The 14988-nt window shown below is 66.1% G+C and carries 14 protein-coding genes and 1 pseudogene; 8 read left to right on the forward strand and 7 right to left on the reverse strand.

The window, feature by feature from the left end:
* Nucleotides 1–852: a formyltetrahydrofolate deformylase gene (gene purU / locus AC0KXH_RS14875; RefSeq protein WP_041104221.1), complete on the reverse strand. Its 852-nt coding sequence runs from the start codon at nucleotides 850–852 to the stop codon at nucleotides 1–3.
* 364 nt (nucleotides 853–1216) lie between these two features.
* On the opposite strand from purU, the gene mvaT reads away from it, so the two are divergent.
* Complete coding sequence (gene mvaT, locus AC0KXH_RS14880; protein ID WP_488223625.1) at nucleotides 1217–1597, forward strand: histone-like nucleoid-structuring protein MvaT; 381 nt, start codon at nucleotides 1217–1219, stop codon at nucleotides 1595–1597.
* A 59-nt stretch (nucleotides 1598–1656) separates the two neighbouring features.
* On the opposite strand, the gene sbcB is transcribed toward mvaT, so the two are convergent.
* A complete protein-coding gene (sbcB, locus tag AC0KXH_RS14885; protein WP_200291064.1) occupies nucleotides 1657–3087 on the reverse strand; it encodes an exodeoxyribonuclease I in 1431 nt (476 codons plus the stop codon).
* A 170-nt stretch (nucleotides 3088–3257) separates the two neighbouring features.
* Between sbcB and AC0KXH_RS14890 the strand changes: the two are divergent.
* The 6 genes and pseudogenes from AC0KXH_RS14890 to AC0KXH_RS14915 form a co-directional block, all read left to right on the forward strand.
* Nucleotides 3258–3950 (forward strand): annotated as a pseudogene (locus AC0KXH_RS14890) (RDD family protein); the annotation flags it as partial.
* Nucleotides 3948–4934 carry a stage II sporulation protein M gene (locus tag AC0KXH_RS14895; RefSeq protein ID WP_376781573.1) on the forward strand — a complete coding sequence of 329 codons (987 nt, stop codon included), beginning with the start codon at nucleotides 3948–3950 and terminating at the stop codon, nucleotides 4932–4934. The pseudogene AC0KXH_RS14890 and the gene AC0KXH_RS14895, both read left to right, overlap by 3 nt.
* The gene (locus tag AC0KXH_RS14900) at nucleotides 4921–6435 is read left to right on the forward strand and encodes a DUF4129 domain-containing protein (protein ID WP_488223626.1); all 1515 of its coding nucleotides are present in this window, start codon (nucleotides 4921–4923) and stop codon (nucleotides 6433–6435) included. Before AC0KXH_RS14895 ends, AC0KXH_RS14900 begins: the two co-directional genes overlap by 14 nt.
* A complete protein-coding gene (locus AC0KXH_RS14905; protein WP_488223627.1) occupies nucleotides 6432–7601 on the forward strand; it encodes a DUF4350 domain-containing protein in 1170 nt (389 codons plus the stop codon). Before AC0KXH_RS14900 ends, AC0KXH_RS14905 begins: the two co-directional genes overlap by 4 nt.
* A complete protein-coding gene (locus AC0KXH_RS14910; RefSeq protein WP_488223628.1) occupies nucleotides 7598–8614 on the forward strand; it encodes an AAA family ATPase in 1017 nt (338 codons plus the stop codon). Before AC0KXH_RS14905 ends, AC0KXH_RS14910 begins: the two co-directional genes overlap by 4 nt.
* 28 nt (nucleotides 8615–8642) lie before the next feature.
* Complete coding sequence (locus tag AC0KXH_RS14915) at nucleotides 8643–9974, forward strand: DUF58 domain-containing protein (protein WP_488224616.1); 1332 nt, start codon at nucleotides 8643–8645, stop codon at nucleotides 9972–9974.
* 7 nt (nucleotides 9975–9981) lie between these two features.
* Here AC0KXH_RS14915 and AC0KXH_RS14920 read toward each other — a convergent pair whose 3' ends face one another.
* From AC0KXH_RS14920 to AC0KXH_RS14930, 3 genes are read right to left on the reverse strand one after another with little or no spacing between them, the layout of a single operon-like run.
* Nucleotides 9982–10392: a PilZ domain-containing protein gene (locus tag AC0KXH_RS14920; RefSeq protein WP_041104209.1), complete on the reverse strand. Its 411-nt coding sequence runs from the start codon at nucleotides 10390–10392 to the stop codon at nucleotides 9982–9984.
* Nucleotides 10393–10440: 48 nt separating this feature from the next.
* Complete coding sequence (locus AC0KXH_RS14925; RefSeq protein WP_041104207.1) at nucleotides 10441–10863, reverse strand: DUF4124 domain-containing protein; 423 nt, start codon at nucleotides 10861–10863, stop codon at nucleotides 10441–10443.
* Nucleotides 10864–10893: 30 nt separating this feature from the next.
* Complete coding sequence (locus AC0KXH_RS14930; RefSeq protein ID WP_041104205.1) at nucleotides 10894–11271, reverse strand: tetratricopeptide repeat protein; 378 nt, start codon at nucleotides 11269–11271, stop codon at nucleotides 10894–10896.
* Between the two features lie 142 nt (nucleotides 11272–11413).
* On the opposite strand from AC0KXH_RS14930, the gene pyk reads away from it, so the two are divergent.
* Complete coding sequence (pyk, locus tag AC0KXH_RS14935) at nucleotides 11414–12868, forward strand: pyruvate kinase (protein WP_041104204.1); 1455 nt, start codon at nucleotides 11414–11416, stop codon at nucleotides 12866–12868.
* A gap of 41 nt (nucleotides 12869–12909) precedes the next feature.
* Here the strand turns inward: pyk and AC0KXH_RS14940 are convergent, their stop codons facing one another.
* Nucleotides 12910–13851: an iron-sulfur-binding ferredoxin reductase gene (locus AC0KXH_RS14940; protein ID WP_488223629.1), complete on the reverse strand. Its 942-nt coding sequence runs from the start codon at nucleotides 13849–13851 to the stop codon at nucleotides 12910–12912.
* Nucleotides 13844–14974: a GGDEF domain-containing protein gene (locus AC0KXH_RS14945; RefSeq protein ID WP_041104192.1), complete on the reverse strand. Its 1131-nt coding sequence runs from the start codon at nucleotides 14972–14974 to the stop codon at nucleotides 13844–13846. The genes AC0KXH_RS14940 and AC0KXH_RS14945 overlap by 8 nt, the downstream gene beginning before the upstream one ends.
* Nucleotides 14975–14988 lie beyond the last annotated feature (14 nt).

The following is a 14988-nucleotide window of genomic DNA, read 5'->3' on the forward strand; positions in this document are numbered from 1 at the left end:
TCAATTGAAGACCAGCGTCCGGTTGCTGTGGACCAGCACGCGATCCTCCAAGTGATAGCGCAAGCCGCGCGAGAGCACCATCTTCTCGACGTCCTTGCCCAGTCGCACCATATCCTCGACGGTGTCGCGATGGCTGATGCGCACGACGTCCTGCTCGATGATCGGGCCGGCATCCAGCTCTTCGGTAACGTAGTGGCAAGTCGCACCGATCAGCTTCACGCCGCGCAGCGACGCCTGGTGATACGGCTTGGCGCCAACGAACGACGGCAGGAAGCTGTGGTGGATATTGATGACCCGCTGCGCGTATTCCTCGCACAACTCCTGCGGCAGGATCTGCATGTAGCGCGCCAGCACGATGACGTCCGCGCGGTGCTCGCGCACCAGGCTTGCCACTTCGGCGAACGCTTCCTGCTTGCGCCCCGCTTCGACCGGTACATGGAAATAGGGAATACCATGCCACTCGACCATGCTGCGCAGATCGTCGTGGTTGGAGATCACGCAGGGAATGTCGCAATCCAGCTCGCCGCTATGCCAGCGGTGCAGCAGGTCGGCCAGGCAATGCGACTCACGGCTGGCCATGAGCACGACGCGCTTGCGGCGATCCGAGTCGGTGATGCGCCACTCCATCGAAAACTCACGCGCAATAGGTGCAAAGGCCTGGCGAAAACCGTCCAGGTCGAAGGGCAGCGAGTCCGCACGGATTTCGTGGCGCATGAAGAACCAGCCACTCTGATGGTCGGAGTGATGGTTGGCTTCGGTGATCCAGCCGTTATAGGTGGCCAGAAAGTTACTGACCTTGGCAACGATGCCAACGCCATCGGGACAGGCGATAACCAGCCTGAAAGTGCGCATCCGAAAACTCCTGCTCGCATGGAAACGCGGCATTCTAGCTCAGCCGGCAAAAGCGCGGCCATTGGCGAAATAAACCCACCGCCCGTGTGCGTATGCTTGCTGAGAACGGACGAACAACCCTGACAAAATGCCGTGTGCAGCCAAGTTTCACTAAGTTCGCCATGACCGAGGCGCGAGCCGAGTGCAGAGAAAACGATGGGGCCGTTGAACAAAGCCCAACAGCCAATAACCGGAAACATATCGAGCGAATAACGGCTTTGTTACGACTTCATTCGAAAATAACGGGCTCAACTATATTTACTTTGCCTGAAACCGCCGACTATGATTCACCCACTTGCGTACAACCTATATCCAAGGAAGCAAAATGTCCCTGATCAGCGAATACCGCGCAACGGAAGAGGCCATCAAGGAACTTCAGGAGCGCCTGAAGTCCCTCTCGGCAGATGACAAGTTAAAAAAGGAGCTCGAGTTCGAAGGCAAACTGCGCGAACTCATGGGCGAGTATCAGAAGTCGCTGCGCGACATCATCGCCCTGCTCGATCCGGACGCTGCAAAAGCCGGCAAGGTACAGCGCGCGGCAAAGGCCGCTCCGGCCCCCAAGCGTGCTCGTCGCGTCAAGCAGTACAAGAACCCGCACTCGGGCGAAGTGATCGAAACCAAGGGTGGCAACCACAAGACGCTGAAAGAGTGGAAGGCCAAGTGGGGTTCGGACACCGTCGAAAGCTGGTCCACCGTACTCGGTTAATCCGCTACGGAAGTACCGCAGCCGCGCCAGCGAGCAATCGGGCGCGGCTTTTTATTGCTTCACAGGCCATAGCGGCTTTGCAACTGCGCCGCATGCTCGCGCCAGCATTGCAAAACAACGGCCTGCTCCGGTGTCGCCTGCTCCAGCAACTGACCCAACGTCTGCTCAAACTGGGCCAGCGTATTGGGCGCTCCGAATTCGGGTTGCAACAGGCGGTGACGGCAGAAGTCGTGCCAGTGCAGCCGTTCTTGTTCGCTGAGACTTTGCGGAAAGTTGCGGGCCCGATACCGAAACAAAAGCTCGCCAAGGCGTATGTCATCAAACATCCATTGGCGGCCTGCGCATTCCTCGGCAGTTGCCAGGCGAACCTGTTCGCATAACCGACGGTCGCGCTCACCGAGAAAACCATCGTAGAGCTGCTGCTCCGGGTCTTCACAGGGTTCATAGCCCTCCTGCGCATATATCGCAGCGAACTTGCCCTGCCATTGTTCGCGGCGTTCACAGAGCATTTGCGCCCGGCGCTGATAAAGCGGCAGGTCCAGCTGCAGGCGCTGAATGTCGATATCCCGCAATACGCTCAATGGCGCCAGCACCGGGCAACGATTGACATGCACCAGCTTGAGCGGCGTCGGCAGCTCGTTTTCGGCAAGCTCCTCGCGGCGCGTATAAAGGCGCCTGCGCAGGGTCTCGCCTGATTCGTCCCACAACGGCGAGGGATCGGCGTGCAGGTCGCAGACGATCAAGGCGTTGCGATTGGATGGATGCCACGCCACGGGCAGCACCACGGCCATGAAGTGTCGCTGAGCCGAGAAACGGCCGGACACATGCACCAGCGGCTTGAACAGTTCGATCTGGTCGAGCACCGCATGCTTGCGCCGCAGCCGGAACAGGTAGTCGTACAGCCGCGGCTGTGCATCGCGAATCAAGCGCGCCAGAGCGATGGTCGCGCGCACGTCGGACAGGGCGTCGTGCGCATGCAGGTGCTCGAGCCCGTTCGCCGCCGTGAGCCGTTCGAGCTTCAACGAGACGCGCCCCTCATCCTGCGGCCACTGAAGCCCTTCCGGGCGCAGCGCGTAAGCGGTCCGCACCAGGTCGATGAGGTCCCAACGGCTGTTGCCGCCCTGCCACTCGCGCGCATAGGGATCGAAAAAATTGCGATACAGGCTGTAGCGCGTCATCTCGTCATCGAAGCGCAGGTTGTTGTAGCCGGCGCCGCAGGTACCGGGCTGCGCCAGCTCCTGATGCAATCGATGCATGAACTCGGCCTCGCAGAGTCCCTCGCGCTCGAGGACCTGCGGGGTGATGCCGGTGACCAGGCACGCCGCCGGGTGCGGCAGGATATCGTCCGACGGCCTGCAAAAGAGGTTGAGTGGCTCGCCGATTTCCTCGAGCGCCTCGTTCGTACGGATACCGGCCACCTGCAACGGCCGGTCGCAACGGGGCGATATGCCGGTGGTTTCGTAGTCGTACCAGAAAATGCTCGATTCCAAAGCGCGTCCCTCCTCGTCAGGCGCGGCAGTCTAGCAGCAGCCCGGAATACCGGAGCAAACCGGCACGGCCGATAGTGCGCGCCCTTTCGCATCAAGGCGGGCGTGACGATTGCCGCCAGCGAAAGCTGCGCATAGCATCGTCGCTCGCTGTTTACGATCGAGCCTTTCCATTGACCGCAGCCTGCTCCCAACCGGTGCTGGACAACCGCTACCGGGTAGAGACGCCCGAGGGCATCGACCTGCTGCTGCGTCCGGCGGGGCTGATTCCGCGTGCGCTCGCCTTTACCGTGGACCTGGCCTTGCGCGGGCTGATCCTGCTCGCCCTGTTCTTCGGCTTCGGCCTGCTCGGCAAGCTTGGCATCGGCCTCGGTGCGCTGTGCCTGTTTCTCGTCCAGTGGTGGTACATGGTGCTGTTCGAGGTGTTCAACCAGGGCCGCACCCCCGGCAAGCTCTGGCTAGGCCTCGAGGTGATCCACGATGACGGCACGCCGGTCGGCTGGGCGGCATCGCTGACGCGCAACCTGCTGCGTTTCGTCGACATGCTGCCGTTGGGCTACTTCCTCGGCGCGCTCTCGTGCCTGGCTCATCCACAGTTCCGGCGACTCGGCGACATCGCCGCAGGAACGCTGGTGGTTTACCGCGACCGCCCCGCCAAGCCCCGTGCAGCTTTCCAGGCGGCACCGCTGCAAACCCCCGTGGCGCTCGAGCAGGACGAGCGGCGCGCGATCATTGCCTTCGCCGAGCGCGGCGACCAGCTCTCCGGCGAGCGGCGCCGCGAGCTGGCCGCACTCTTGGCAGAGCCGCTCGGCTGCTCGGCGGGGCAGGCCAGCGAGCAGCTGGAGGGGATCGCCAGCGGGCTGCTGTTCGGCAGTACGCGTCAGGCTGCGTTCGAGGCCGCGCACGAAGCGCAGTGGCAGGCCTTCGCCAAGCGCCTGGCGCAGACCGGAGAGCGGCGATCGGCAGCGTTGCAGGATTTTCCGAGCGCCTATCGCCGCCTCTGCCAGCAGCTGGCGCTAGCCACCAGCCGCGGCTACAGCGAAGGCCTGCTGACACGTCTGCGCCAGCTGGCGCTGGCCGGGCACCGGCAGCTCTACCGACATCGCAGCCCCCTGCCCGGCCGCCTGCTGGGCTTCGTCCTTGCTGGCTTCCCGGCCCTGGTGCGCCGCCAGCGCCGCAGCGTGCTGCTGGCCAGCGGCATCTTCTACGGGCTGCTGCTGATAAGCGGATGGCTGGTGCATCTGTTTCCGGACCTGGTCTTCACCGTGCTGCCCGCCGAACAAGTTGCCGACATGGAGGCGATGTACGATCCCGACGCCACCCGCCTCGGGCGCTTCGGTGAGCGCGGCTCGGCCGACGACTGGGCGATGTTCGGCTTCTATGTGATGAACAATATCGGCATCGCCTTTCAGACCTTCGCCGGCGGCCTGCTGCTGGGCCTCGGCAGCCTGTTCTATCTCGTCTACAACGGTCTGGTCATCGGCACGGTCGCCGGCCATCTGGGCAACATCGGCTATCAGCTGCCGTTCTGGTCGTTTGTCATCGGCCACGGCGCGTTCGAGCTGACGGCCATCACGCTCGCCGGTGCCGCCGGCCTCGGCCTGGGCCAGGCACTGATCGCGCCGGGCCGGCGGTCCAGAAGCGAGGCCCTGCGCCAGGCGGCCGCCATCAGCGTACGCTTGGTGGCCGGCGCCATGCTGATGCTGCTGCTGGCCGCGTTCATCGAAGCCTACTGGTCGTCGATGACCTACCCCGCCCCGGCCCTGAAATTCGCCGTGGGTGCCGCGCTCTGGCTGCTGGTGCTGCTGTACTTCTGCCTGGCCGGACGGAGCCGCCATGCGCCTGACTGAAACGACCATGGCGGTACGACCGCGCAGCAACTGGGAAGCGCTGGATATCGGCACGCTTCTGGCCCGTCGCCATGCATTCGTGCTGCTCGCCGGCTGGGCCTCGATCACCCTGCCGATATTCGTGCTGCTCAGCCTGGCGTTCTGGGAGCAGCCCGGCGTTGCCGTGCTGCTGTTCTGGTGGCTCAAGCCGCTGTTCGAACGCCTGCCGCTGCATGTGCTCTCGCAAGCGTTGTTCGGCGAGGCCCCGAGCTTGCGCCAGAGCCTGCGTGCCTGGCCCGGCCTGCTGCGTCACCAGTGGTTGCCCAGCCTGACCTGGCGCCGCCTGAGCATGACGCGCAGTTTCGATCTGCCAGTCGTACAGCTCGAACAGCTAGCCGGACGCGAGCGAAGCCGGCGCCTGGCAACGTTGCACCGCCACAGCGCGCGTACGGCGCGCTGGCTGACCCTGGTCGGCGTCCACCTCGAAGGGCTGCTCTGGCTGGGGCTGGCGGCGTTGCTGTTGTTGCTACTGCCATCTCAGGCATTGCAACAGCTGAGCTGGCAGGAGCTGCTGCTGGGCGATCACGACTGGCTTTGGCTGGAGCACCTGTCCAACCTGCTGTACGTGCTCGGGCTGATCATCTGGGAGCCGATCTACGTCGCCTGTGGCTTCAGCCTCTATCTGAACCGCCGCACCCGGCTCGAGGCCTGGGATATCGAACTGAGCTTCCGGCGCTTGCGCCAGCGATTGCTGCCTGGCCTGCTGCTCGCGCCGTTGGCCTTCTCGTTGTGCCTGGCCGGCGCGCCCGATCGCGCGCAGGCCGACGACAGTCCTGCGGCGCCGTCGCTGGCGAGCCCGGCCGACGACCCGCTGAGCCGCGACGCCGCCAGCGAGCGGATTCAGGCGCTGCTCGAGCAACCACCGTTCCACCAGCACGAGACGGTGACTCGCTGGCGCCTCGGCGATGAGCCCCAGTCCCCTTCGACGGGCTGGCTCGACCACTGGTCGCTCGGCGGGCTTCGTCCGTTCGCCGAGCAGTTGGCGACTGTCGTCGAGGTGCTGTTCTGGACGCTTCTGGTACTAGGGGTTGCCGCGCTGGCCTGGAGGTACCGCCAGTGGCTGCGCGTGTTCGGCTGGCGCCCACCAGCGAATACTGCGGCGGCCGGCCCGGAACGCTTGCTCGGCCTGGAGATCGCCCCGCAGAGTCTGCCGGACGACGTTGCCGGCGAGGCCGAGCAGCTCTGGGCCGAACACCCGCGCGCCGCCGTCAGCCTGCTCTACCGCGCCTTGCTCAGCCGCCTGCTGCACGACTACGGCCTGCCGCTGCATGCCGCCCATACCGAGGCCGAAGTATTGCAATGCGTACAGACCCTCGGCGCGCCGGAACTGAGAGCCTACACCGACACGCTCACCCGGCACTGGCTGCGCCTGGCCTACGGCCACCTGCCTATCGGGGCTGACGCACGCGACCAGCTCTGCGGCGGCTGGCGGGCCCTGTTCGAAGGCGCGCGACCGTCATGAAGCGTCGGCTGCCGATCTACCTCGCCCTTGCCGCCCTGGCCCTGCTCGCGCCGTATGTCGCGACGCAGCTGCAGTTCTACGAACAGAGCGTCGACAAGGGGCCCACGGCCGAAGCCCGGCGCAATCCGTATCTCGCCGCCGAGCTGTTTCTGCGCGAGTCCGGGATCGAAGTCGAACGTTTCGGCGGGGCGGGCCGTCCGGACCAGTTGCCGACACAGGCTCACACCCTGCTGTATCTGGCCGACCGCAGCCAGCTGACCGCACGGCAGAGCGAGCGCCTGCTGCAGTGGGCCGAGCACGGCGGGCATCTGGTGTTCGTTGCCGAGCGCCTCTGGGACGAAACCGCGGGCCGCAGCGGCGATCTTCTGCTCGACGGGCTCGGGCTGCAGCAGTACCAGAGCGAGGCCAAAGACGCTGGCAAAGGCGATCCGCATGCCGACCCGGGCGACCCCGAGCACGACCCGCAACTGACCCGCCTGTTCCTGCAAGGGCAGAATCGTCCGGCCTACCTGGCCTTCGATACCGACTTCCACCTCTACGACGCCGGCAACCGTGCGCATGCCTGGGCCAACAGCGCAGCGGCCACGCACATGCTGCAGCTCAGGCACGGGCAGGGCCTGGTCACGGTGCTGACCGATGCCTGGATCTGGCAGAACGACCGTATCGCCGAATACGATCACGCCTGGCTACTCGCCTACCTCACCCAGAACACCCGGGTCACCCTCGTCCAGCGCAGCGAGCCGACAGGGCTGCTGGATGCGCTGCTGCGTCATTTCCCCGAAGCGCTGCTCGCCCTGGCTCTGCTGCTGGTGCTTGGCCTGTGGTACCTGGCTCGTCGTGAAGGGCCGGCGCTGCCCGCGCCCTCCCCCCGGCGCCGGCGCCTGCAGGAGCATCTCTACGCCAGCGCCGCCTTTGTCCGGCGGCGCTGTGGCGAACGCGCACTGCTCGAAACCCTGCAGCACGACATTGCCCAGCGCGCCACGCACCTGCAACCCGGCTTCGAGCAGCTTGAGCAGACAGCGCAACATCAGGTACTGGCCCAGCTTTCGCGGCTGCCGCTCGAGGCCGTCGAGCAGGCCATGCGCCTGGACGATGCCCGCCGCCGCGGTGCGGTCGACTTCACCCGGCAGGTCGAATCCCTGCAACGACTCAGGAATGCCTTATGAGCGAATCCGATAGCCAACCCACCTACGCTGCCGAAGAGGCCCCCGTCGCCCAGACGCCGCGTCAGCGCGCCACTCTGCTCGCCGGAGCTCTGCGCGAGGAACTGCGCAAGGCGGTGATCGGCCAGGACGAGGTGATCGAGGGCGTGCTGACTGCCCTGCTTGCGGCTGGCCACGTGCTGGTCGAGGGCGTCCCCGGGCTCGGCAAGACGCTGCTGGTGCGTGCCCTGGCGCGCTGCTTCGGCGGCGAGTTCGCGCGCATCCAGTTCACCCCTGACCTGATGCCCAGCGACGTCACCGGGCATGCCGTGTACGACCTGGGCAGCGAGCAGTTCAAGCTGCGCCGCGGCCCGGTCTTCACGCACCTGCTGCTGGCCGACGAAATCAACCGTGCGCCGGCCAAGACCCAAGCCGCCCTGTTGGAAGTGATGCAGGAAAGGCAGGTCACCCTGGAAGGCCGCGCGCTGCCCGTGCCCCAGCCGTTCATGGTCATGGCCACGCAGAACCCGATCGAGCACGAAGGCACCTATCCGCTGCCGGAAGCCGAGCTGGACCGTTTCATGTTCATGCTGCGCATGGATTACCCCGCGGCGGACGAGGAGCTCACCCTGGTACGCCAGGTCACCCGTTCGGCCCGCGCCGACATCCTTGACGTCAGCGCGCTGCAGGCACGGCTCTCGGCGCGCGACCTCCTGGCGATGCAGAAGATCGCTGCCGACCTGCCGCTGGACGACCAGGTGCTCGATTATGCAGTACGCCTGGCTCGCGCCACCCGCGACTGGCCCGGCCTCGCGCTCGGTGCGGGGCCGCGCGCGTCGATCGCGCTGGTTCGTGGCGGCCGCGCTCGGGCTCTGCTTCGCGGCGGCGACTTCGTCACGCCGGATGACATCAAGCGTTGTGCCCTGGCGGTGATGCGCCATCGCGTCCGGCTGGCACCGGAGCTGGAAATCGAAGGGCTGACGACCGACCAGCTGCTGCGCCAGCTGCTCGACCAGGTCGCAGCACCGCGTGCGTGACGACCGAGTCGCGCCCATGCGCCAGTTTCTGAACCCGACCCGAAGCCTGCTCGCGGCGCTCGGCGCCCTGCTGCCAGCCGGCATCGCCCTGGGCGCCCTGGAAGCACTGGAACGCTCGCCGGGCCAACACTGGCACCTGCTGTGGTGGGGGGCGTCGCTGGCGCTGGCGGGCATCGCGCTGGTGGATGCACTGCGGCTGACGCGGCTGGCGTCACCGCGCTGCAGCCGCTCGCTTCCCGCCCGGCTGGCACTGGGACGCTGGACAGAGGTCGAACTGAACCTGGCCTCCGTGGAACCTCGCGCGCTGCGCGTGGAGGTGCATGATCACCCTCCGGCCGGTCTCGATTTCGCCGGGCAACCACAGGCCCTGACCCTCGACGCACACGGCGCGGCCCGGCTGCGCTACCGCATCCGCCCCGAGCAGCGCGGGCGCATGCGCTTCGAGCAATGCGAGATCAGCCTGCGCAGTCCATTCGGCCTCTGGCGCAGCCGGCGCCTGTTGCCGCGGGTGGACGAAGCCCGCGTGTACCCGGACTTCACCCGGCTGCACGGCGCCGATTTTCGCGGCCTCGAGGAATGGCTCGCCCGACTGGGTGTGCATCCGCAGCCGCGCCGGGGCCTGGGGCTCGAATTCCATCAGCTACGCGAGTACCGCGACGGCGACACCTTGCGCCAGATCGACTGGAAGGCGACGGCGCGCATGCACGCACCGATCACCCGCGAATACCAGGACGAACGTGACCAGCAGGTACTGCTGATGCTCGATTGCGGGCGCCGGATGCGCAGCCAGGAAGACCACCTTTCGCATTTCGGCCATGCGCTCAACGCCAGCCTGCTGCTGGCCTATGCCGCGCTGCGCCAGGGTGACGCCGTCGGCGTCGGCACCTTTGCCTGCGAGACACCGCGCTTCGTCGCGCCCGGCAAGGGCAGCCGGCAACTGGGCATCCTGCTCGACAGCCTGTACGACGCCAGCTGCAGCCTGCAGCCGGCGGACTACCTGGACGCAGTCGACAGGGTGCTGCGCCATCAGAAACGTCGGGCCCTGGTGATTTTCATCAGCAATCTGCGCGACGAGGATGATGATCAGCTACAGCCGGCCCTGGCACGCCTGTCGCAACGGCATCGGGTGATGTTCGCGAGCCTGCGCGAGGAGGTGCTCGAACAACTGCGCCAACAGCCGGTCGAGCGATACGACGATGCACTCGCCTATTGCGGCACGGTGGCCTACACCCATGCGCGCCAGGCACAGCTGCGCAGCCTGCAGGCACGCCGGGTGCCGATCGTCGAGGCACGCCCGGCGGAGCTGGGGCCGGCTCTGGTGCAACGTTACCTGGCGATGAAACGCGCCGGCGCGCTCTGAGTCACCGCTAGACGCCTTGGCAGCAGCCCTTGTCGGTCGAAGCACCGGACGGCGGAACGAATGGCCCCAGGGCGCCGGGGCGGAAACTGAAGTAGTGATGCAGGGCATCGATCATGTCGCGAATCTCCGGCGACGGGGTAATCAGGGCGAACCCCGTGTCGTAGCTGCCGGGCGTGACATCCTCGCGTGACCAGAGGCTCATGGCGCTGAAATCCACGTAATGGATCTTGCTGTCCTGGCCGGGCACCTTCAGGCGCATCTCGAAGCGCTGCGCCAGCATCATCGGATAGCGGCTGATCAGCATCAGCCCCCCTTCGGAGAGATTGCCGATGAAGCCCAACGGCCTGTCGGTGTAGCGGTTGAAGACATTCAGGTAGTACGGCAGTTGATGCCGTTGAATGCGACGCTGGTTGCTCATGTCATCGAATCCCTGGCCTACGGCGCACCGCGGCCACGGGACGATCCGTCAGCGACAGCGCTGCTGGATGCGAGTGGCCAGTTGACGTCGTGCTGCCTCTATTTCGCTCTCACTGTAGTAGACCCGCTCACCCTCTGCATTGTTGCGAAAGTAGCGTCCGCCGAGCTGCAGCCGCGCCAGTCGCTCCTCGAGCACAGTGCATTCCTGCTCGCGCTCGGCACGCTCGGCAGCGGCGCTGGCCGCGGCCTGGCGGTTTTCCTGGCGACGCGCATCGAAATAGCGCTCGCTGCGCCGTTCACGCTCGAGGGTTGCGGCGTCACGTTCGATCACCTGCGGTTTCACCTCGACCGGCGTCGCACCCGCCACCGGCTGCTGGCTGAAATGCACCCGGCCCTGCTCGTCCGTCCAGCGATAGATCTGCGCCTGCGCCAGCACCGGCGACAACGCAAGGATCAGAACCCAGCTACGCATGCTTCCCTCCTGGAGGCCGTGGCCGACCGGTCAGCGCGCGACCGGATGCGGAACCGCTTGTTCACCGGGGTGATAGTGCCCCAGTTGACGCAGCGTCTCCAGCCGAGCCGCGGCTCGATAGGCATATTCGCTGGTGGGGTACTGAGCCTGGATGAAGCGATAGGTCTCTGCGGCATCGACGAACAGCCCCTGGCGCTCCAGGCACTGGCCGCGCAACAGCGAGATTTCCGGCTGTACGCCCGGCCGCACTCGCTTGAGCCGTTCGGCCTGCGAAAGCGCCAGCTGCGCGCCGCCGCAATCGCCGGCCTGATAACGGCCGTAGGCCTCGTCCAGGTAACGGTCCAGGGCATGCCGGCTGCTGCAGCCGGCGCTGGTCAGGGCAAACACGAGAATGATCAGGATGCGCATGAGATGTCCTCCGTGCCGGCTTATCGGCCGTCGATGGCGGAACTGCAGGCAGGCGACAGCGGAAAAGGGTAGTGGCCCGCTGACGATGACTACAGCAAAACAGCGTAGTAGCCTGCCGCTCATCAGAAGAAGGAGCCTATGAATGACCCTGCGTCGCACCAAGATCGTCGCCACCCTCGGCCCGGCCAGCAGCTCGCCGGACGTGCTCGAGAAAATGATTCTCGCCGGCCTGGACGTTGCCCGCCTGAACTTCTCGCACGGCTCGCCGGAAGAGCATCGCGCCCGCGCCAACCTGGTCCGTGAACTGGCCGCCCGGCATGGTCGTTTCGTGGCGCTGCTCGGCGACCTGCAGGGGCCGAAGATCCGCATCGCCAAGTTCACCGACAAGCGCATCGAGCTGAAGGAAGGCGACCAGTTCCGTTTCTCCGTGACCCATCCGCGCGACGCGGGCACCCAGGAGGTGGTCGGTATCGATTATCCGGACCTGGTCAAGGACTGCGGCATCGGTGACGAACTGCTGCTCGACGATGGCCGCGTGGTGATGCGCGTGGACAACGCCACCGCCGACGAACTGCACTGCACGGTGCTGATCGGCGGCCCGCTGTCGGACAACAAGGGCATCAACCGTCGCGGCGGCGGCCTGACCGCTCCGGCGCTCACGCCCAAGGACAAGGCCGACATCAAGCTCGCAGCCGACCTTGAACTCGACTACCTGGCGGTTTCCTTCCCGCGCGATGCGGCAGACATGGAGCTGGCCCGGCGCCTGCGTGACGAAGCCGGCTCCAAGGCGTGGCTGATCGCCAAGATCGAACGCGCCGAAGCGGTCGCCGACGACGAGGCCCTCGACGGGCTGATCCGCGCCAGTGACGGCGTCATGGTGGCGCGTGGCGACCTTGGTGTGGAAATCGGCGACGCCGAGCTGGTCGGCATCCAGAAGAAGATCATTCTGCATGCACGTCGCAACAACAAGGTGGTGATCACCGCGACGCAGATGATGGAGTCGATGATCCACAGCCCGATGCCGACACGCGCCGAGGTGTCCGATGTAGCCAACGCGGTCCTCGACTACACCGATGCCGTGATGCTTTCGGCCGAAAGCGCTGCCGGCGAATACCCGGTCGAGGCGATCAAGGCGATGGCCCGCGTTTGCGTCGGCGCGGAAAAGCACCCGACCAGCATCAAGTCCGGTCATCGTCTGGGGCAGAGCTTCAGCCGCTGCGACGAAAGCACCGCGCTGGCGGCGATGTACACCGCCAACCACTTCCCCGGCGTCAAGGCGATCATCAGCCTGACCGAAAGCGGCTACACGACGCTGATCATGTCGCGCATCCGCTCCTCGGTGCCGATCTTCGCCTTCACTCCGCACCGCGATGCCCAGGCGCGTGTCGCCTTGTTCCGCGGTGTGCAGACCATCCCCTTCGACCCGGCCGCACTGCCGGCCGACAAGGTGAGCCAGGCGGCGGTAGACGAGCTGGTCAAGCGCAACATCGTCGAGCCGGGCGACTGGGTGGTCCTGACCAAGGGCGACAGCTACCACGACTCCACTGGCGGCACCAACACCATGAAGATCCTGCGCGTCGGCGATTCGCTGATGTGATCGCGAGGCGCAGAAAAAGGGGCTCCACGGAGCCCCTTTTTTTATGCCGGGGCTTCGTTGCGCCCGACGAAGCAGTCGCTGAACAGCTGCCGGCGCGGCAGCCCGGCGAGAAACAGTCGCCGGCTTGCGGCCTCGACGAACCCCGGGCCGCCACAGACCAAGGCAATCTCGCCACGCGAGGCGATGCGCAGCGCGCCGAGCCGTTTGCCCCATTCGGAGGTGGTCAGCAGACTGAGCTCGATGTCCGGGTGGCGTTCGGCCAGCGCCTGCAGGGGAGCGGCGAAGTAATGCTCAGCGTGGCTCACGGCGATGAGGCGGATCGGCGCCTCGTGGCCCTGGCGCAGAGCCTCGCGCAATATCGCCCAGAGCGGTGCCAGACCGGTGCCGGCAGCCAACAGCAGTAACGGCTGGCGAACCCACTCCGGATCGTAGTGCAACGCACCGCCGTGCCGCTCGCCAAGCGCCAGCCGGCTGCCGACCCTGACCCGGCGCAGCGCGTCAGCGAACGCACCCGGCTTGCGGCAGTCGATGTGGAATTCGAGAGCTGTATCCTCGTCCGGCAGGCTGGCGAACGAGTACGGACGCGCCACGCCGTCGAGCCAGAGCAGCAGATGCTGACCAACGGCATAACGCAGCGGTCGCGCCGGTTGCAGACGCAGCTGCAGGACCTCACCGGCCAGCCAGTGGCAGCTCTGCACGGTAGCAGGCACGCCATCGACGAGCGGATCGAACAACGTAACGGCCAGATCACCAGCCATCCGGCACTGGCAGGCCAGACGCCAACCCTGCGCATGACGTTCGGAATCCAGCGCCTGGGGCTGCGCGTCCTCCGGCTGGCCGGACGTGCATTGCACGAGACAGGCGTGACAACTGCCGGCACGACAGCTGTAGGGCACGGCCATGCCCGCGGCATTCAGGGCGTCGAGCAGATTGGCGCCCTCCTCGACCTGCCAGCGACGGCCGCGGCAACTCAGTTCAGGCATCGCTGGCCGCCCAAGAGGTTTCACAACGATTGCGCCCGGCGCGCTTGGCCCGGTACAGCGCCTCGTCGGCGCGCTGCAGCGCCTCATCGAGCCCGTCGCCCGCCTCCATCAAGGTCAGCCCGATGGACAGACTCAGCTCGCCGCGCGCAATCGTGCTGTCCAGCGGTTCGGCCTGGGCGAATGCCTCGCGCAGGCGCTCGCAACAGCCGGCGAACTGCTCGGCGTCGGTGTCCGGCAACAGCAACACGAACTCTTCGCCGCCATACCGCGCCAGCACGTCGCCGTCGCGCAGGCAGGCTCGCGATACCGCGGCGAATGTCTGCAGGACGCGGTCACCTGCGGCATGTCCGTGCCGATCGTTGATGCGCTTGAAATAGTCGAGGTCGATCAACGCCAGGCCGATCTGGTGCCCGCGGCGCAAGCGGTTGAGCTGGGTTTCGGCCAGGCGCAGGAAGTGGCGACGGTTGAACAGCCCGGTCAGCTCGTCGGTCGACGCCAGATCCTCGAGCTGGCGCATCATCCCGCGCAAGGTGTCCTGGTGCGCCTGCAGGGCTACCCGTCGTTGCCGCATGCGCTGGCGCAACCGGTAGATATGGCCGACGAACAGACACATCCAGACCAGCGCCACCAGCAGCACCGCGCCCTCCAGCAGCGCGAGCTCCGGCCGGTGCAACCGTTCGAGCAGCAGATCGGTGAGCGTCACCGCGAGAAAACTGGCGAACGCGAGCGCCGCGTATCGCATGAAAATCTTCGGCGGCAGCGGCACCGCGAACATCAGCACCAGCAGGTACAGAATCAGCAGCGAACCGCGCGCCTCGCCCAGGTTGGCGAGAAAGTAGGTGAGCCAGATGAGCGCCACGGTGACCTGCAGCTCGGTCAGGCTGGGGTCCTTGAACTTCAGGTTCAGACCGCTCTGGAACATCCAGAAAAAGCCGAGCTGGCTGAGCACGATCAACGCCGAACAGATCACGGCGCTCTGCACCGAGGCCTGATAAAACCCCGCGGCAACCGTCAGCCAGGTGAGCATCAGCGCCAAGCCATAGGTGCCCGCCGCCATGGCGAATCGCTTGGTGACCAGCTGCTGCAGAGCGACCTGATCCCTTTCGTTACGCCCCATGTTCATCGCGCTCCATCCGG

Source organism: Stutzerimonas sp. CXK-1 (assembly GCF_057738225.1).